General features: G+C 38.2%; 14 protein-coding genes. All 14 read left to right on the top strand.

The genetic code is table 11. The features are described from left to right. The first annotated feature begins 674 nt into the window (after positions 1-674). The 14 genes from DWX73_RS06960 (at position 675) to recO (ending at position 20,702) form a co-directional block, all read left to right on the top strand. Positions 675-863 carry a helix-turn-helix domain-containing protein gene (locus DWX73_RS06960; protein WP_118125567.1) on the top strand — a complete coding sequence of 63 codons (189 nt, stop codon included), beginning with the start codon at positions 675-677 and terminating at the stop codon, positions 861-863. Positions 864-952: 89 nt separating this feature from the next. After that, positions 953-4,546, top strand: coding sequence for a DEAD/DEAH box helicase (locus DWX73_RS06955; RefSeq protein ID WP_118348143.1), 3,594 nt, complete (start codon positions 953-955; stop codon positions 4,544-4,546). Continuing rightward, positions 4,546-6,288, top strand: coding sequence for an AAA family ATPase (locus DWX73_RS06950; RefSeq protein ID WP_118348142.1), 1,743 nt, complete (start codon positions 4,546-4,548; stop codon positions 6,286-6,288). Before DWX73_RS06955 ends, DWX73_RS06950 begins: the two co-directional genes overlap by 1 nt. Before the next feature lie 679 nt (positions 6,289-6,967). Further along, positions 6,968-7,495 carry a replication initiator protein A gene (locus DWX73_RS06940; RefSeq protein ID WP_118348141.1) on the top strand — a complete coding sequence of 176 codons (528 nt, stop codon included), beginning with the start codon at positions 6,968-6,970 and terminating at the stop codon, positions 7,493-7,495. Beyond that, positions 7,495-8,310 (top strand): ATP-binding protein, encoded by an 816-nt coding sequence (locus tag DWX73_RS06935; protein ID WP_118348140.1) that lies wholly within the window; start codon positions 7,495-7,497, stop codon positions 8,308-8,310. Before DWX73_RS06940 ends, DWX73_RS06935 begins: the two co-directional genes overlap by 1 nt. A gap of 41 nt (positions 8,311-8,351) precedes the next feature. After that, positions 8,352-8,552: an excisionase gene (locus DWX73_RS06930; RefSeq protein ID WP_004844455.1), complete on the top strand. Its 201-nt coding sequence runs from the start codon at positions 8,352-8,354 to the stop codon at positions 8,550-8,552. Between the two features lie 103 nt (positions 8,553-8,655). Continuing rightward, positions 8,656-9,183 (top strand): N-terminal phage integrase SAM-like domain-containing protein, encoded by a 528-nt coding sequence (locus tag DWX73_RS13965; protein ID WP_242996683.1) that lies wholly within the window; start codon positions 8,656-8,658, stop codon positions 9,181-9,183. Positions 9,184-9,191: 8 nt separating this feature from the next. Continuing rightward, the gene (locus DWX73_RS13960; protein WP_242996685.1) at positions 9,192-9,785 is read left to right on the top strand and encodes a site-specific integrase; all 594 of its coding nucleotides are present in this window, start codon (positions 9,192-9,194) and stop codon (positions 9,783-9,785) included. An 83-nt stretch (positions 9,786-9,868) separates the two neighbouring features. Continuing rightward, positions 9,869-10,966 (top strand): redox-regulated ATPase YchF, encoded by a 1,098-nt coding sequence (gene ychF, locus DWX73_RS06920; protein WP_118348139.1) that lies wholly within the window; start codon positions 9,869-9,871, stop codon positions 10,964-10,966. A gap of 58 nt (positions 10,967-11,024) precedes the next feature. Beyond that, positions 11,025-11,966, top strand: coding sequence for a prolipoprotein diacylglyceryl transferase (gene lgt / locus DWX73_RS06915; protein ID WP_118348138.1), 942 nt, complete (start codon positions 11,025-11,027; stop codon positions 11,964-11,966). Between the two features lie 202 nt (positions 11,967-12,168). Continuing rightward, entirely contained in the window at positions 12,169-15,708 is a 3,540-nt protein-coding gene (gene nifJ, locus DWX73_RS06910; RefSeq protein ID WP_118348137.1) for a pyruvate:ferredoxin (flavodoxin) oxidoreductase, read from the top strand. A gap of 153 nt (positions 15,709-15,861) precedes the next feature. Further along, on the top strand, positions 15,862-18,786 hold the full coding sequence (locus DWX73_RS06905; RefSeq protein WP_118348136.1) for an insulinase family protein: 2,925 nt from the start codon (positions 15,862-15,864) through the stop codon (positions 18,784-18,786). Between the two features lie 10 nt (positions 18,787-18,796). Then, positions 18,797-19,696: a GTPase Era gene (era, locus tag DWX73_RS06900; RefSeq protein ID WP_118348134.1), complete on the top strand. Its 900-nt coding sequence runs from the start codon at positions 18,797-18,799 to the stop codon at positions 19,694-19,696. A 253-nt stretch (positions 19,697-19,949) separates the two neighbouring features. After that, positions 19,950-20,702 (top strand): DNA repair protein RecO, encoded by a 753-nt coding sequence (gene recO / locus DWX73_RS06895; RefSeq protein WP_278321086.1) that lies wholly within the window; start codon positions 19,950-19,952, stop codon positions 20,700-20,702. Positions 20,703-20,880: the final 178 nt, after the last annotated feature.

Below are 20,880 nucleotides of genomic sequence, written 5' to 3'. Positions count from 1 at the left end.
CGTAGAATTTACACCTTATTTACACCTTTGGAAGAGCGGATCGGTAATCAAGATATGGAAAAAGGCAAGATACGTCTTAAAAATTTGAAATTAATGAATGCCAGCATAAAATTAAGAAGCAAATGTATGTTGCTAATTTTTTATGCGCAATCCAGTGGGACTTTTTCGTTTGATAAGCTATTCGTTTCACCTATATGATAATACTGCTAAGAAATATCCAGATGTTGGATTTTTACTGTAGAATGTCGGCGTCCTCCTGCGGAAGTATCCTAAGTGTAAGTATTATCCCACTAAAACAGAGTCATCCATTAATGACTTTAGGTACGGCTGCCGGTTTGGCATGCAGTCAACATATGAGAATAGATTTGAAGAAAATAACCTTTGGTCTAATGGATCAGAAGTTCATATGACAAGATCTATAGGATCACTTTTAGTCCAATGGACCAGAAGTGGTCTTGTTTTTTGCTTGTTTGTATAAAAACAATATCAGAGAAGGAAGATATTGCTCCGTCAATTTTGGCTATTAAATGGTTGTAGAGTGAAAAACGCTGATATTTTTTGTGGGTTAGATAAGAATCACAAAATCACAGAAATAATTGAAAATATTCCTTTGAAGGAATACAATATTATTATAATGTATGATAGTGTGTAGTGGATGATTACGGAGGAAAGGTATGGAATTATTAACAACGAGCGAGATGGCAAAAAAATGGGATATATCAAGAAGAAGAGTTACAACTTTATGCGCTGAGGGACGTATAGAAGGCGCAATTTTGAAAGGGAATACTTGGCTTATTCCAGAAAATGCAGAAAAACCAGATGATCCAAGAAGAGTCCGTAAAATTGAACAGAAGAAATGTTAGCATTGTGAATGAATAGATCTACTTAGGACTACGAGAAAGATAAAAAGTATTTTAGATGTTTTATAACGCAAGGAAATGGAGGACAGTCTATGAAACTTGTAGTGTACAAAGGATTTAATGAAGAATTCCTATCAATGGTTAAAGAAGAACCATTAGTGGATGGAACTATAGCAACTAAACTTAATGTTTTGGAATTCGATAAGAAAACAAGAAAACAATTGGATATGGCATTAATTTCTTTAGAGGAAAGTGATGAAGTATGGGTTACATATTCAGAATATACTTTGATAAAAAACAGGGTGGATGATGCAATTGAAGAGGATGGATTAGAGCTTATTATATTTACCAATAATTTATATCCAGATTATTATCCGTTGCCGTTTGAATTAACTACCGATCTTATTGATGAGATTGAAAAAAATCTTAATTCTGATTCGACGGATGATTGTAGCAAGGAGTGCCAGAGATATTTAACTATTTATAACACTCTGGTTAATGTTGATGGGATGTATTATGGAAGTTTTTATAACTATGAATATGAAAAAAATGATGCTATAGTTTCTAAACCATATTATTTAAATCAAATCGTTATTGAAGATGCACAGGTAAAATCAGATATTGACATATTCGTTAATGAAGATGTAGATACGTATCTTAGAGATTTGGCACGTATTATTGAGTTAAAACCTTCTGTTATTGGATTAAAAATGACAGAAGGATTGGTATCAAAGAGAATTGTATTGTCTTTGCAGGCATATTGCGTGGCCAATAACATTCGATTAGTAAAATTTCATGAGTATCTTGAAGATGATGCACAAATGGAACAGGAACTTATCGATATCGCTAGGAATGATGTTCATATAGCAAATTTTACAGGCTTTAGATCAATTAAGTTTTATAAAAATCCAGATATTGATAAAGAGATTGTTGAAATATCACAGTCAACGTTAATCCAAGAGATCATTCATCAGGCTGAGAATTCATATAACACAGAAAAGGGACATTCTTTTAGGGATATTTTTATAACCGCATCTACTGGTGCAGGTAAATCAGTTATGTTTCAGATTCCTGCTATTTATTTGGCGAAGCATTATCAAAAGTTAACAATTATTATAGAACCAGTAAAAGCATTAATGCAGGATCAAAAAGAAAAGTTGATAAAGAACGGTTATACAAGAGTGGAGACTTTCAACTCTGATCTGATTTCTCAAGTTGAAAAGGAAGCTGTACTTAATCGTATAAAAGCTGGTGAAGTTGATCTTCTTTATTTGAGTCCAGAAACTTTACTTTCGTATTCTATTGAGACTATCATTGGTGATAGAGAAATTGGGTTATTGATTATTGATGAGGCTCACATTGTAACTACTTGGGGTATGGGTTTCAGACCAGATTATTGGTATCTTGGAGGATATATTAATAGATTAAGAAATCAGATTCAGACTACGGCAGGTAAAATGAGAAAAACTTATGACTTTCCAATTTGTGCATTTACTGCGACCGCCATTAATGGTGGTGTTGATGATTCAGTAAGTGATACGGTTATTAGTCTGTATATGGAGAACCCGGTAAAATTTATTGGCTATGTAAGAAGAGAGGATATTAAGTTTGATGTAAAGATGTGTGAAACTCGTAAACTTCCACAGACAGTTTATGAGTCTAAGAAAACAGAAGCAATGTCTTCTCGTATTGTGAAATGGCTTGCAGAAAAAGAAAAAACTATTGTTTATTTTCCTTACGCTCAGAATGCTTTTGATGCATCAAGAGGAGTGCGAGGTTTTGCTGGAATAAAAACAGATCCAAGAATCGGTGTGTTTACAGGAAAGAATGTAGATGAACTGAGCACAGAGACGTTTAATGAAAAGAAGAGAGAAACTTTTGAAAAATTCAGAACTGGTGAGCAGCCAATTATGTATGCCACAAAGGCATTTGGAATGGGTGTTGACATAGATGATGTACAGAATGTATATCATTATGCTGTTTCTGGCAATTTGTGTGATTACATTCAGGAAATTGGTAGAGTAGCAAGAAAGCCTGAAATGACAGGTGTTGCAATAACAGATTTCTTTTACAATGATATGACCTACATGAATAAATTATTTGGAATGTCTCGGATAAGACAGTACCAGATAAAGAAGGTTCTTGAAGGTATTTACGATGTTTATAAGAGTAAGAAAGGTGCAAGAAGTTTCCTGATATCGCCGCAATCATTTACATATATTTTTAATGGAAAAGGTGTAAAGGATGAGGGGCAATGCATTAATAAACTTAAGACGTGCTTATTAATGTTAGAGAAGGATTTTTATGATAAATATAACTTTAAGGTTATTATCTCAAGACCGCAGAGCGTGTTTACAAAAGCGTATGTTGTTATTGATAAAGAAAATGAGTCATTAGTTTTGAATTCGGAATACGGAAAGTGTTTTAGGTTCTTAGCTAGAGGTAGATACCAGGAGAGACAACCAGATGGTTCTTTATTGAGCGATACTGGAGATGTCTATACATTAGACTTAAAACAGGTGTGGGAGCAATTTCATGGTAATATTTCATTCCCGCAATTTAAATATTGGTATTTTAATGATTCGTCAACTTCAAAAGATAAGATTGCCATTATGCCTTCCATCAGAAAGTATTTTTCACCAAGACAGAAAGTAAATATCGAAGCTCGCGGAGATCTGCTTTTGAATGAAATAAGAGAGAAAATTCTTGCTGATTTTGAATATATTGGTAACATCTTATATTCGGAATTTGGAAAGAACTATTTTACAACTGACGATTTTACAAGAGTTATTAAAGAAAAATATGGAATGACTCAGGCTAGGATTATTGCTAATTCATTATTTGATTTAGTAGACCCTAATATGACATGTGTTAAAAGAAGAAGTAATGATAGCTCAGCAAAGAATTACTACTTGCTTTCAAATGGTAATTTTAAAGAATATATGCGTAAGGCAATTATAAAATCACTTATTGTAAACAAGATTACTAAGAGTAGTGAATCAAGTTATTCAAGTTACATGAGTATTGCAAATGATGAGTGGTCAAATATCGCGCTTAAATTGCTTTCGATTTTTGATTATATTTCTTACGAAATTCTTGGTGGAGAGGAACCGGAAATATTTATTCGTTTGAATGATCCTCAGAAGGTTAAGAATATAGTGCTCGGAAATACCTATTACTCTAATAACTATGTTAATAGAGCCAAGCAGAAACATGATCGAGATATTAGTGTTCTTTTGAAATTTTTCAATGGATTGAATACAGACAAAGAAAGATGGGATTATATTGAAGATTATTTTCTAGGATATGATGTTCTTTGTGAGTCAGAAACAGTGGTTGAACCAGTAAGCAATGTTGAAATGTCAAAAGCGATTGATAAAGAAAAATCGTATCCTACTCATCAGTATAAGAAATGGATGGATTTGAATTTATTTTTTGATGAAAACGATCATATTATTGTAGATAAGATAGCTGAACTTGGAGTTACGATTCCAGAATATTTAAGTACAGTTCTGAAGAAGTCTGACTGGGGAAACAATATCCTTATGTCTTGGCCTTCAAAGAATGTATTGATATGTCAACAGGATACAGCTGATCATATTCTATCAGGATTCAAAAAGAAAGGTTGGATTGCATACAGAATTTATGAGGTAGATATGGAAGAGATAAGTGAGGTGCTTAAATAGTGGCAAATATATATCCTATAAAAGAAGATTTATCGGAGGTACCATTTGCAGAACTTAAAGTATATGAAGCACTAGAAAAATTGGGAAAGAATTTTTATATCTTTCACTCTGTTCAGTGGCTAAAGAAAACAAAAAAATGGGCTGCTACATGGAAAGAAAATGATTTTTTGATTATTAATAGAAATTTGGGTGCTCTTGTTTTAGAGATTAAAGGAGGAGACATCGAGTATACAGGAACGGTATTTCATCAGATTAATACCCAGACTGAGGAAGTATCTGTTTTAGATCCTAAAAAGAAAAAGGATCCTTTATCACAAGCTATTGATGGGGCATACCACTATAGGCGCGTATTTGAAAAAATAACCAAGGCAACTGAAACAAGAATGGCATTGGACGATAGATTTCCGGTTGAAGTTGCTGTGTGGTTCCCAGGATGCAAAATTGGTGAGAAAATGAAGAAGTTTCCGCTTGCATACAGAGAGGCTGAACAAGCTGTACTTGATCTTAGTAGTTTTGATAAGGGAGCACAGGCAATATATGATATTTTCGATTTTTATGGTTCAAGGGAGAAAGTTGATATTACAGATGATGAATTCAATAAAATTCTTGAAGCGATTGCTTCTGATTTTGAATTAATAACTGCACCTGCAGTAAAAAAAGATGAGTTGGATCACGCGTTTTTGAAATTGACGCAGGAACAGACCGGACTTTTAGATTATATTTCTGAACAACGTTTTGCTACCATACAGGGGGTTGCTGGAACAGGTAAAACCTTGATTGCAAAAGAAGCAGCTAAAAATTTTGGAGAGGAAGGACGAAAAGTGTTGTTCCTTTGTTTTAATAAGTTCTTGTATGTTGATTTAAAAAAGAAGTACCCATATACGAACGTTACATACTACAATATTCATTCGCTAATTTCAGTATATAGTAATAATACTGAAGATTTATCAGATGCGAGCAAACGTGCGGAAATTCTTGAACGTATTAGTTGGGATGATTTAGATTTTGATGATGTTATTATTGATGAAGCGCAAGATTTTCATGATAGAGAGATTGTATATTTTAAAGAGTATGCTGAATTAAAAGATGGTAGATTTTTGGCATTCTTTGATAAAAATCAGGTCGTTCAGACAGAAAATGTACCTGAGTGGGTGGAAAAATCAGAATGTAGACTGTTGTTGACAAAAAACTGCAGAAATACTTATGAGATAGCGTTAACAGCCTATAACGTAATTGATGTTGAGCTTAACCAGAAGATACAAATGATGAATGGTGAAAAGACCAGCCTTGCCTTTGTCAAGGGGGATCCAATGGGTAAATTAGTTAAGCTTTTGAGAATGCTGACAGGTGATAAATATGGCTATGATTATAGCGATATAGTTATTCTTACATTGAAGACCGAATCGGAATCTATTATGAATAATATTTCAAAGATATCGGGTATTCCTATCACAAGAGAGAAAAGTAATTCATCAATTTTGTTTACTACAGCAAAAAAATTTAAAGGTTTAGAGAGCCGAGTTATTATTATTGTTGATATCGATGAATCTAGTTTCAATGATGAAAAGGGAAAAAGAAATTTTTATGTTGCATGCTCAAGAGCAACACAATATTTATCACTTATAGTGGAAGGCGACGATCAAAAAATCAAGAGTATTGCAGATGTCATAGCGGGACCTAATTTTGCTCCCAAGGGCAAGATTGCGATGAAGACTCAAGCAACACCTTTGAGGTTAGACTAAATAATGAACTATAAGGCGTTGATATGTTGACTGAATGGAATATATCTGCGATGAAATATAATAAATCTACACTGCCTTCCACAAAATCAATTCTACGATAAAAACATACCGTCTAGACAGATACTTTTTAAGCTATTATCCAAAAGACATATAATATATAGGCTCAAATGGTGAAAGTACCCATTTGGGCCTATTATTGTATGAATTCATGCGTTACAACCAGAGCAAGATCCACCCGTGTATTACAGTATTGTCATTTTGACAATTTTGTATTACTTACGAGTAGCAGACTTGATGGGGGTTACGTCCCCATACCCACGTGAAAATATAATTGCAAGCAATTACATTTTAGCAGATACGCAAGCGTTTCTGAGTAAGCGTCACAGACAACAAAATAATGAAATTTTGATAAGGCATTCACCTGGAATAGGTGAGTGTTTTTTGTTTTTAAGTATTCAATTAACCGAAAAAATAAAAAAGTTTTTCATCAGGGGGCTGTAAAAATGCCTCTCAGCGTTTCGTTTTATGTAAGGGTATTTTTGACAGGAAAAAATAAAAAAATTTTCATCAAGAGACTGTATTTATGCCCTTCATCTTTTGAATATGTGTAAGGACATTTTTGAGCCGGCAGAAAAATGTTTTTTACAACAATTAGAAATAGAAACGAGGCGAAAAAAGAATGCAATATGAATACATGAAGGAGTCAGAGCAGATGCTTCAATACTTCCAGTTTCCGAAGTTTTTGTTAAAGCTGCCGATCTCTCAAAATGCAAAATTTCTTTATATGATTTTGTATGACCGGGCACGAATATCGAGAAAGAATAGTTGGATAGACAAGTATGGAAATGTTTATCTGATATTTCCAATAGAGGAATTGTCTGTTCAAATCGGCAAATGCAAATCTTCTGTAAAAACAGCATTGAAGGAATTAGATGATGTGGGATTATTGGTTCGCAGATCCGGTGGATTTTCAAAACCCAATCATTTATATGTAAAAATTCCATCTGATGAGATTGGTCTACAGTCGGTTGAGAATAAGGCAGTTGAAAAGATGGCTGTGATAGAGCCGGAAAAGCAACCATCATCTAGTTGTAAAAATGGCTGTGCAGGAGTCGGAAATATGGCACCTAGTAAAGTAACTGAGAAATATAAAAGAAATAAATATCATGAAGTAAATTATTGCTATGGGGAAGGAGAGAGTTTGTGATGAGAGAAGAAGATACCGTATGTGTAGGCAGTGATGGTTTGCGATACTGCGAAGTCTGTGGGGAAGCGAAAGAAGCTTTTTTTCCCGAGGGTGGCTTTATGGGAATGAAGAAACATTCCAGGCAATGTGCCTGTGACAGAAAAGCATATGAAGCAGAACAAAAATATTTTAAAGACAAAGAGCACCGGGAATTAGTCAGCAGAAATACGAGCATCTGTTTTGATGAGAGCAGAATGGAAGAGTGGACATTTGAGAATGCAGACATGTCAGATGCAGTCATGCATAGAGCAAAAAACTATGTTGAGAACTGGGATGAAATGAAAAGAAATCATATAGGCTGTTTGTTCTGGGGACCGGTTGGCACTGGAAAAAGCTTTATTGCCGGGTGTATTGCCAATGAACTTCTTAAGCAGGAAGTAACAGTAAAGATGACAAATTTTAATACTATTATCGACAATATATTTCTATTGGCAGACAAAACGGAATATATCAATGCATTAGCTTCCTATCAGCTTTTGATTATTGATGATCTTGGAGTGGAACGAAATTCAGAATATGCGTTAGGAATTATTTTCAGTGTCATAGACCGCAGGATCCGTTCGGGACGACCTTTGATCATAACGACCAATCTTCCGCTGAATGAAATAAAAAGCGAGACCATGTTGGATAAAAAGCGTATCTATGACCGCATTTTAGAAATGTGTACGCCAATGTATGTTGGAGGTACAAGTAAACGAGAAGCGATTGCAAATATGAAAATGGAAAAAGCGAAAACGTTGTTGAATACAAAGAATGATCGTGTGTATTACGGATAGAAGTGTATGCTACACACGTTAAACAATAGGGAAAGGATTTTATGAACAAACAATATGTTGCAATATGTGAAAAAGTTGCTCTTACAATTGAAGAGGCAGCAGAATACAGTAATATCGGACAAAACAGAATAAGTAGTCTTTTGAAAGAACCGAGATGTCCATTTGTGCTTTACGTAGGCACGAAAAAACTTGTAAAGAGAAAAGAATTTGAAAAATTCATTTCGGAAAGTGTGGAAATATAGATGGATGACAGGAGATGAGATGAAAATGAATATTCACAAAAATAAGATGCTATGGTATAATACAAGATACTGTATTAGGGCTTCTTATGAGAGGAGCTGAAATATGGGAAAAGATTTAAAAGGCAAAGAACTTGGCAAGGGAATATCCCAAGAAAGTACGGGATTATACTCAGCCAGATTTGTAGATCGGTTTGGAAAGAGAAAACATAAACGATTCAAAAAGCTGCAAGAGTGCAGAGCATGGATTGCAGATGCGACTTATGTGGATGAACATAGTGATATTTCAATGCCATCAGATATGCTGGTCAATCAATGGTTTGATTATTGGATTGGGATAAAAAAGAAAACAGTCCGTTCCAATACTGTTCGCAATTATACGGAGAGATATATTAAAAATATTAAACCGGTAATTGGGAAGATGACACTATCAGATGTGAAACCACTTCACTGTCAGAAAATATTTTATGATATGGTAGATCAGGGATATCGCACATCTACAATTTATCAGGCAAGAATTGCATTATACAATATGTTTGAGTATGCAAAAGAGAATGAAGTCTTGTGTAGCAATCCCTGTAAAAAATCTGTGAAAAGTGATATGGGAAAGCTTCTGAGAAGAAGGTTGCTTTAACAAGAGACATACAAAAAACATTTTTACAATACGCAGAAAATCAAAGCTATGAAAATCAATATCGTTTTATACTACAAACCGGATTGCGAACAGGTGAATTGGTAGGATTGAAATGGGAAGATGTCGATTTTGAATCCAAGACAATTCAGATTCGTAGAAGTATGGAATATCGTTACAGTGCAAAGGAGTGGCGTATCGGAGAACCAAAGAGTAAATCAGGTTACCGTACGATACCCTTAACAGAAGAAGCGGTTGTTATACTAAAAAAACAAAAAGAAAAGAATAAGAGGATTTCAGAAATTTCAACAGAATGGGAAGAATTTGTGTTTCTGTGTCGAAAAGGAACACCGGTCAAGAACAGTACATATGATACAGCGCTGTTTAAAATCTGTGACAAAGCGAAAATTCCAAGATTTTCGATGCATATCTTGAGACATACTTTTGCTACCAGATGCATTGAAGCAGGAATGAAACCGAAAACACTTCAGATGTTACTGGGCCATTCGAATATTGGAATTACAATGAACTTATATGTTCATACTACTGAGGAAGAAAAGAAAAAAGAAATGGACTTGGTAGCAGAAGCACTTATGGCAATGTAATGGCCCACTAAATGGCCCACTTGCAAAAATAAGTATGCTGAAATCCCTTGAAATCAAAGGATTTATAGGAGGAAATATAAAAAATGAAATTAGGTATCGTAGGGTTACCGAATGTAGGTAAAAGTACACTGTTTAACTCATTGACGAAAGCAGGAGCAGAATCGGCGAACTATCCGTTCTGTACGATTGATCCGAACGTCGGAGTAGTAACAGTTCCGGACAAACGTTTAGATGTGCTGGCAGAGATGTATCATACAAAGAAAGTCATCCCGGCAGCAATTGAATTTGTTGATATTGCAGGTCTTGTAAAGGGAGCTTCAAAAGGAGAGGGACTTGGGAACCAGTTCCTTGCCAATATCCGTGAAGTAGATGCTATCGTGCATGTAGTGCGCTGCTTTGAGGACGAAAATATTATCCATGTGGACGGAAATATTGATCCGCTTCGTGATATTGAAACAATTAATCTGGAATTAATTTTCTCTGACATCGAGATTTTAGAACGTCGGATCGCAAAGACAACGAAGACCGCACGAATGGATAAGACAGCTGCAAAGGAACTGGCGCTTCTGGAACGGATCAAAGCACATCTGGAAGATGGAAGGCTTGCTAAGAGCTTTGAGACGGATGATGAAGATGAGCAGGAATGGCTGAACGGATATAATCTTCTGACTTATAAACCGGTAATCTTTGCTGCGAATGTAAAGGAAGATGACCTTGCAGATGACGGAGCTTCTAATTCTGGCGTTGCAAAAGTCAGAGAGTATGCAGCGGGAGAAGGATTTGAGGTTTTTGTAGTTTGTGCAGAGATTGAACAGGAAATCGCAGAGCTGGAAGATGATGAGAAAATGATGTTCCTTGAGGAACTTGGACTTTCCGAATCCGGTCTTGAGAAACTGATCCGTGCAAGCTATCACTTACTTGGATTAATCAGTTACCTCACAGCAGGAGAACCGGAAGTACGGGCATGGACGATCAAAAATGGAACGAAGGCGCCGCAGGCAGCCGGAAAGATCCATACAGATTTTGAACGTGGATTTATCCGTGCCGAAGTAGTGGCATACCAGGATCTGATCGACTGCGGTACTTATGCGGCTGCAAGAGAAAAGGGACTTGTAAGATTGGAAGGAAAAGAATATGTCGTGAAAGACGGCGATATTATGCTGTTCAGATTTAATGTATAAGAGCTGCAAAGGGGAGAGATCACATGGGAGCAGACGGCAGTGTTAAAGGAGGGGTACTATGAATTATGCGATTCATTTTCCGAAGCTCGGAATCCATTTGCAGCATGTGGGAAAGTCTGTTTCTGTATTTGGATTTGAGATCGCATATTACGGAATCATCATTGGAATCGGTATGCTGCTTGGAATTATTCTGGCAGTTGCCGAGGCAAAGAAGACGAAGCAGAATACAGAACATTATTTTGATCTGGCAATCTATGGGATTATCTTTGGAATTATCGGTGCGAGAATTTATTATGTAATTTTCTCATGGGATTATTACAAAGATCATTTACTTAGTATTTTCAATCTGCGCCAGGGAGGACTTGCCATTTATGGCGGGATTATTGCAGCAGTAATTGTTATCATTGTCTATGCAGGCCGGCAGAAGATTTCAGCGCCTTTGATTCTTGATACAATCAGCATTGGTCTTGTAACCGGACAGATGATCGGACGCTGGGGAAACTTTTTTAACCGTGAGGCCTTTGGAGAATATACGAAAGGGCTGTTTGCGATGCAGCTTCCGATTGATGCAGTCAGAGCGTCTGATATTACGGAGAAGATGCGTACACATATTGTCATGCTTGATGACATGTCTTACATTCAGGTGCATCCGACCTTTCTGTATGAATCCATCTGGTGTCTGATCATTTTGATCGTACTTGTGTGGTATCATAAAAAAAGAGTATTTAAAGGGGAAATCTTTTTATTATACCTGTCTTTATACGGAGTGGGACGGTTTTTTATTGAAGGACTTAGAACAGATCAATTGGAGTTTCTTTTTACCGGCTGGCCAGTGTCGCAGGTGCTTGCAGGTGTAACTGCAATCATATGTCCGTTCCTGATCGTGAGAGGACGAAAGATACAGGAGCGAAGGAAAAAACGAAAGAAAAGAAGACAGGAAGAAGAAAGAGAGCTTCAGGAAACAGAAAAGATCTTAGAAGAAATCGAAGAATGGAAATAAACAGAGAGAAGAAGATGTGCAGAAAAGATGTACATCTTCTTTTGTTTGTAAAAAGGAACAAGATTTTTATGGACTTTTAAAAACGTAGGATATATAATATGATATATATGTAACAATATATAAAGTTATGACATGAACCGGCGGCGTTTGAGGAAGGACCGATCTCTCTGTCCGGTTTAGATAAAAAGGAGGACAAAAACCAATGGGAAGAAAAATGAAAACCATGGACGGTAATCATGCTGCAGCTCATGCATCATATGCATTTACAGATGTCGCAGCTATTTACCCAATTACACCATCATCTGTTATGGCTGAAGCTACAGATGAATGGGCAACACAAGGCAGAACTAACATTTTCGGACGTACAGTTCAGGTAACAGAGATGCAGTCAGAAGCTGGTGCAGCCGGTACTGTACACGGATCACTGGCAGCAGGTGCTCTTACAACAACTTACACAGCATCTCAGGGATTATTATTAATGATTCCTAACTTATACAAAGTTGCTGGTGAGCAGTTACCGGGTGTATTCAACGTATCTGCTCGTGCGATTGCAAGCCATGCATTATCAATCTTTGGTGATCACTCTGACGTTTATGCATGCCGCCAGACAGGATGCGCTATGCTTTGTGAATCAAGCGTACAGGAAGTTATGGACTTAACACCGGTTGCACATCTTGCTGCAATCAAAGGAAAAGTTCCATTTATCAACTTCTTTGACGGATTCCGTACATCTCATGAGATTCAGAAGATCGAGACATGGGATTACGAAGATTTAAAGGATATGGCAGATTTCGACGCAATCGCTGAATTCCGCAGACATGCCCTGAATCCTAACCATCCTTGCCAGAGAGGTTCAGCTCAGAACCCTGACATCTTCTTCCAGGCAAGAGAAGCATGTAACCCATACTACGATGCTCTTCCGGCAATCGTTCAGGAATACATGGACAAAGTCAATGCTAAAATTGGTACAGATTATAAATTATTCAACTACCATGGTGCTGCTGACGCTGAGAGCGTTATCGTTGCTATGGGATCTGCTTGTGATACAATCGATGAGACAATTGACTACCTGTTAGCACAGGGCAAGAAAGTCGGTGTTGTTAAAGTTCGTCTTTACAGACCATTCTGCGCACAGGCATTAGTTGACGTGATTCCGGATTCTGTAAAACGTATCTCTGTATTAGACAGAACAAAAGAGCCGGGAGCACTTGGCGAACCATTATACTTAGATGTAGTGGCAGCATTAAAAGGAACAAAATTCGATGCAGTTCCGATCTTCTCCGGACGTTACGGATTAGGTTCTAAAGATACAACACCTGCACAGATCGTAGCAGTATTCGAGAACGAAGACAGAGCTAAATTCACAATCGGTATCGAAGATGATGTTACACATCTGTCATTACCAGTAGGTGCACCGCTTGTTACAACACCGGAAGGAACAATTAACTGTAAATTCTGGGGATTAGGCGCTGATGGTACTGTTGGTGCTAACAAGAACTCTATCAAGATTATCGGTGATAATACAGATATGTATGCTCAGGCATACTTTGATTATGACTCTAAGAAATCAGGCGGTGTGACAATGTCTCACTTACGTTTCGGTAAGAGCCCGATCAAATCAACATACCTGATTAAGAAAGCTAACTTTGTAGCATGCCACAATCCGTCTTATATTGACAAATACAACATGGTTCAGGAATTAGTTGACGGTGGTACATTCCTTCTGAACTGCCCATGGGATGCAGAAGGACTTGAGAAACATTTACCAGGACAGGTAAAAGCATTCATCGCTAACCATAACATCAAATTCTATGTAATCGATGGTGTTAAGATCGGTATCGAGACAGGTATGGGACCTACACGTATCAACACAATTCTTCAGTCTGCATTCTTCAAACTGGCTGATATTATTCCGGAAGAGCAGGCAATCGAATTAATGAAAGCTGCTGCAAAAGCAACTTACGGAAGAAAAGGTGATGATATCGTTCAGAAGAACTGGGCAGCTATCGAAGCCGGTGCAAAACAGGTTGTAGAAGTTACAGTTCCGGAAAGCTGGAAAGATGCTGAAGATGAAGGATTATTCACACCAGAAGTTAAAGGCGGAAGAGAAGATGCTGTAAACTTCGTTAAAAATATTCAGTCTAAAGTAAATGCTCAGGAAGGTAACTCTTTACCAGTATCTGCATTTACAGAATATGTTGATGGTTCTACACCATCAGGAACGTCTGCATTTGAGAAACGTGGTATTGCAGTAAATATTCCAGTATGGAAAGCAGAAAACTGTATCCAGTGTAACCGCTGTGCATATGTATGTCCGCACGCAGTTATCCGTCCGGTAGCTCTTACAGAAGAAGAAGCTGCTAACGCACCGGAAGGTATCGAAACACTTGATATGATCGGTATGCCAGGACTGAAATTCACAATGACTGTATCAGCTCTTGACTGTACAGGATGTGGATCTTGTGCTAACGTATGTCCAGGTAAGAAGGGTGAAAAAGCTCTTGTTATGGAGAACATGGAAGCAAATGTCGGAACTCAGAAATACTTTGATTTCGGACGTGAGATTCCGGTTAAACCAGAAGTTGTTGCTAAATTCAAAGAAACAACAGTTAAGGGCAGCCAGTTCAAACAGCCTCTTCTTGAGTTCTCAGGAGCTTGTGCAGGTTGTGGTGAAACACCTTACGCAAAATTAATCACACAGTTATTCGGTGACAGAATGTACATCGCTAACGCAACAGGATGTTCTTCTATCTGGGGTAACTCTTCACCATCTACACCATACACAGTAACACCGGAAGGAAAAGGACCGGCTTGGTCTAACTCTCTGTTCGAAGATAACGCTGAGTTTGGTTATGGTATGTTACTTGCTCAGAATGCAATCCGCGACGGCTTAAAAGCAAAAGTGGAATACCTTGCAGAAAATGCTAAGAATGAAGCAGTTGTTGCAGCAGCAAAAGAATATCTTGAAACATTTGGATGCGGCGCTACAAACGGAACAGCTACAGATAACTTAGTAGCAGCTCTGGAAGCATGTGATTGTGACTGTGAAGCTAAGAAAGAACTTCTTGAGAATAAAGACTTCCTTGCTAAGAAATCTCAGTGGATCTTCGGTGGTGACGGATGGGCTTACGACATCGGATTCGGCGGTGTTGACCATGTATTAGCAAGTGGTAAAGACATCAACATCATGGTATTTGATACAGAGGTTTACTCTAACACAGGTGGACAGTCTTCTAAAGCTACTAAGACTGGTGCAATCGCTCAGTTTGCAGCTGGCGGTAAAGAAGTGAAGAAGAAAGACCTTGCAAGTATCGCAATGAGCTACGGTTATGTATATGTAGCACAGATCGCTATGGGTGCTGACTTCAACCAGACAGTGAAAGCAATCGCAGAGGCAGAGGCATATCCGGGACCATCACTGATCATCGCTTATGCTCCATGTATCAACCATGGTATTAAGAAAGGTATGAGCAAAGCTCAGACAGAGGAACAGTTAGCAGTAGAATGTGGATACTGGAATAACTTCAGATTCAATCCGGCTGCAGAGAACAAGTTCACTCTTGACAGCAAAGCTCCTACAGGAGATTATCAGGAATTCTTAAATGGTGAAGTTCGTTACAATTCACTTGTAAGACAGAATCCGGAAAAAGCAAAAGTATTATTTGCTAAGAACGAGCAGGAAGCAAAAGAGAGATACGAATACCTCAGCAAACTTGTTGCTCTGTACGGAAAAACAGAATAAGATTCTGCGGAATTTTTGAAAATATTTTAGAAAGGGCGTCTTTTGACGCTCTTTCTTTTTTAATGTACTCATGTTATACTATACTGTGTTGAAAATGCAGATTCTGGAAAAGATATAGATACAGAAAAATAAACAGAACAGGAGTGTGACATGATGAATTTGAATAATGTACCGGCATATGAATTAATCCAGAAAGAAACACTGGAGGGACTGAAGTCAGAAGGATATCTTCTGCGTCATAAGAAAAGCGGAGCAAGAGTGGTACTTGTGAAGAATGATGACGATAATAAAGTATTTACGATCGGATTCCGTACGCCTCCGAAGGACAGTACAGGAGTTCCTCATATTATTGAACATACAGTACTGTGCGGTTCCAGAGAATTTCCGGTCAAAGATCCTTTTGTAGAGTTGGTAAAGGGATCTTTGAATACATTTTTAAATGCGATTACTTATCCGGATAAGACAGTGTATCCGGTCGCAAGCTGCAATGAAAAAGATTTTAAGAATCTGATGCATGTGTATATGGATGCAGTATTCTATCCGGCAATTTATGAACATGAAGAGATTTTCCGTCAGGAGGGTTGGAGTTACCAACTGGAAGCTGCCGATGATAAGCTTACCTATAATGGGGTTGTATATAATGAGATGAAAGGTGCGTTTTCTTCACCGGAAGATGTGCTTTACCGTGTAGTTATGAACACACTGTTTCCGGATACAACTTACGCAAATGAATCCGGCGGAGATCCGGAATATATCCCCGATCTGACTTATGAACAATTTTTAAATTTCCATAGAAAGTTTTATCATCCTTCTAACAGTTATATTTATCTTTATGGAGATATGGATATGGAAGAACGGCTGAACTGGATGGATGAGCATTATCTGTCTTCCTTTACGGTACAGGAAGTAGATTCGCAGATTTCTTTCCAGCAGCCATTTACACAGATGGCAGAAAAGGTAATGTCTTATTCGATTACGAATGCAGAATCAGAAGAAGATAATACCTATCTTTCTTACAATAAAGTGATCGGAGACAGCCTGGACAGAGAATTATACCAGGCATTCCAGATTCTTGATTATGCACTGTTATCTGCACCGGGAGCGCCGCTAAAGAAAGCGCTTGTAGATGCAGGAATCGGTAAAGACATTATGGGCTCTTATGAAAATGGAACGCTGCAGCCAATGATGTCAATTATTGCAAAGAATGCCAATGCGTGCCAGAAAGATGAATTTGTGAAAGTTATTGAAGATACTTTAAAATCAATTGTGGCAAATGGATTGTCTAAAAAAGCGTTGGAGGCTGGAATCAATTATCATGAGTTCCGCTATCGTGAAGCAGATTTCGGAAGTTTTCCAAAGGGACTGATGTACGGACTTCAGATTTTTGACAGCTGGCTGTATGACGATACAAAGCCATTTATCCATGTAGAAGCGCTTGATACATTTGAAACACTGAAGGCAAAGGCAGATACAGGATATTTCGAAGAACTGATCCAGAAATATCTGCTTGACAATCAGCATGGCGCTATTGTAATCGTAAAACCGGAAAAAGGTCTGACAGCAAAGACAGAAGCGGTTCTGGAAGAGAAACTGCAGGCATATAAAGACAGTCTGACAGCAGAAGAAGTAGAAGAACTTGTTCAGAAAACAAAAGCGCTGACAGCTTATCAGGAAGAACCGTCAGAGAAAGAAGACCTGGAGAAGATCCCGGTTCTGCAGCGAGAAGATATCAGCAGAGAGATTGCACCGATTTATAATGAAGAGATCAAAGCCGGAAATACGACCGTTGTGTTCCATGATATTGAAACGAATGGCATCGGCTATGTGAACTTGATTTTTGACATGAGTGGAATTGAAGAGGAACTGCTCCCATATACAGGAATTTTGCAGTCTGTACTTGGTGTGATTGACACAGAGAACTATGAATACGGAGAACTTTTTAATGAGATCAATGCTCAGACAGGAGGAATCGGTACTTCTCTGGAACTGTATACAGACGTAACAAAAGTAAAAGAAAAAGAGTTCCGGCCGACATTTGAAATGCGTGCAAAAGCACTGTATCATCAGCTGCCGGTTGCATTTTGCATGATGGAGGAAATCCTGCTTCGTTCAAAACTGGACGATGAGAAACGTCTGAAAGAGATTGTTGCCCAGACAAAATCAAGACTTCAGATGCGGATTCAGTCATCAGGTCATGTTTCTGCTGCAATGCGCGCTATGGCGTACCATTCTCCGACTGCAAGACTGAAAGATATGACAGCCGGAATTGAATACTATGAGTTAATCTGCGATCTTGCAGCTCATTTTGATGAAAAGAAGGAAATGCTGATCAAGACATTGAAACATCTTGCAGAGGAAATTTTCAGCCCATCTCGCCTGCTCGTAAGTTATACCGCAGCGAAGGAAGGACTTTCACAGGCATGTGATCTTGTAAAAGCGCTGGAAGAAAAGCTTACAGAGTATGGAAAGGAAAAACACCAGGTAGAGATTGTCTGTGAGAAGAAGAATGAAGGATTTAAGACCGCATCAAAGGTACAGTATGTGGCAACTGCGGGCAACTTTATTGATGCCGGATATGAATATACAGGAGCGCTGCAGATTCTGAAAGTGATCTTAAGTTACGAATATCTGTGGCAGAACATCCGCGTAAAAGGCGGTGCATACGGTTGTATGAGCAGTTTTAATCGTCTCGGAGACAGTTACCTTGTGTCATTCAGAGATCCGCATCTGAAAAATACATTAGAGGTATATGAGGGAGTGGCAGAGTATCTGCGCCGGTTTGATATTGATGAAAGAGATATGACGAAATATATTATTGGAACGATCAGCAATATCGATCAGCCGATGACACCGGCAATCAAAGGAAGCCGCTCGATGAATCTGTATCTCAATCATGTTACTGCAGAGATGATTCAGAAAGAGCGTCAACAGATTCTTGAGGCGACACAGGAAGATATCCGAAAGCTTGCAGACATTGTGGAGGCAGTCGTTTCCCAGAAAAATATCTGTGTGATCGGCGGCGAGGAGAAGATTGCAGGTGCGCAGGATCTCTTTATGGAAACAAAAGAATTAAATTAATGGAGGAACTATGGAAGCAAACTTTAAATCAGGATTTGTAACGCTGATCGGAAGACCGAATGTGGGAAAATCTACACTAATGAATTATCTGATCGGACAGAAGATTGCAATCACATCGAAGAAGCCTCAGACAACAAGAAACCGGATTCAGACGGTACTTACAACGGAGGCAGGACAGATTGTATTTGTCGATACACCGGGAATTCATAAAGCCAAAAATAAATTGGGAGAATATATGGTAAATGTGGCAGAGCGCACATTGAATGAAGTCGATGTAGTGCTCTGGCTCGTAGAGCCGACTACGTTTATCGGAGTAGGAGAAAAGCATATTGCAGATCAGCTTCGCAGAACAAAGACACCTGTCATACTTATTATCAATAAAGTAGATATGGTAAAGAAAGAAGAAATCCTTCCGGTTATTGAAGCCTATCGTCATATCTGTGATTTTGCAGAGATTGTTCCGGTGTCAGCAAGAAACGGGGACAATACAGAGGAGCTTGTAAAGACGATTTTTCAGTATCTTCCATATGGCCCTCAGTTTTATGACGAAGATACTGTGACAGATCAGCCGGAACGGCAGATCGTGGCAGAACTTATCCGGGAAAAAGCGCTCCATTGTCTCAATGAAGAGATTCCGCATGGGATTGCTGTTTGTATTGACCGCATGAAAGCCAGAAAAAATATTATGGATATTGATGCGACAATTATCTGTGAGAGAGATTCCCACAAAGGGATTATCATCGGGAAACAGGGCGCTATGCTGAAGAAGATTGGCAGCCGCGCAAGATATGAGATTGAACAGCTTCTGGATTGTAAAGTGAATCTGCAGCTCTGGGTAAAAGTGAAAAAAGACTGGAGAGACAGTGAATTTCTGATGAAGAATTTCGGATATCGGGAAGAAGAGGAATAAATATACAGTATAGTTCGAGGAAGAATCGGAGACGATACTCTTATACCGCCAAAGCAGCAAAGGAATAAGAAGAACTGAATTGGAGGCGGAAATAAAAATATAAGAAGGTGCGTCAGGATGAAATCGGATTATTGGAATGAATTTATGCATACCGGACGGATAGAAGATTACTTGTGCTATAAAAACAAATCAGAGACAGTAGTTTCTGCGGGCCGGAACGAAAACAATATCAAACAGGCAGGAGTCGAAAAACGTGAGAGAAACGATAACCGTGACAGGGATGGTGCTTTCAGCAGCGCCAATCGGGGAATATGACAGAAGAATCGTACTTCTGACAAAAGAACGGGGAAAGATTGCTGCCTTTGCGAAAGGAGCACGAAAGACAGGAAGCTCTCTTTTGACGGCAGTCAATCCGTTCGCCTTCGGAACATTTCTTCTCTATGAAGGAAAGAATTCCTATAATATGATGCAGGCAGATATCTCCAATTATTTTTCTGAATTGCGTACAGATGTGGAAGGAGCATATTATGGTTTCTACTTTCTTGATCTGGCAGGTTACTATACAAGAGAAGGAAATGATGAGACAGATATGCTGAAACTGCTTTATCAGACAATGCGGGCGCTGACAAGTCCCAAAATTCCGAAAGAACTGATCCGTTACATATTTGAGCTAAAAAGCATTACGATCAATGGAGAAGGACCGGAAGTCTTTCAATGTGCAGAATGTGGCGAGAAAGAGAATCTGGCAGTGTTTTCAGTAAAAAAAGGCGGGCTGCTCTGCAAAAACTGCAGAGAGCAAGACCGATATGGAGTTGGGCTTGATAATTCTACATTATATACGCTTCAATATATTGTCGGAGCGCCTCCGGAACGGATGTACAACTTTATTGTCAACGAAGAAGTTCTTAGTAAACTTCGCAAAATCGTGACACGTTATATGGAGCATTATATTGGCCGGGAATTTAAGTCTTTAGAAATTTTAAAGCAGATTACATCCTGCTCATAACATGCTTAAAAACAGAATGATTTGATGAAATGTGTCATAACAGTTGCAAAAAATCACTGCAGAATATATAATCCCATCTTTGACAGTTAGAAAAAGAAAAAATCGCTGTATCCCTCATGTTTACTGGGGTATAGCGATTTTTGTCGTTGTTTCGAAATATAGTAATTTATTCCTTCCC

It is taken from the genome of Coprococcus sp. AF21-14LB, assembly GCF_003458885.1.
Classification (GTDB): domain Bacteria; phylum Bacillota; class Clostridia; order Lachnospirales; family Lachnospiraceae; genus UBA9414.
The sequence above is the reverse complement of the archived record's forward strand: the minus strand, read 5'-3'. Positions and strand labels throughout refer to the sequence as shown.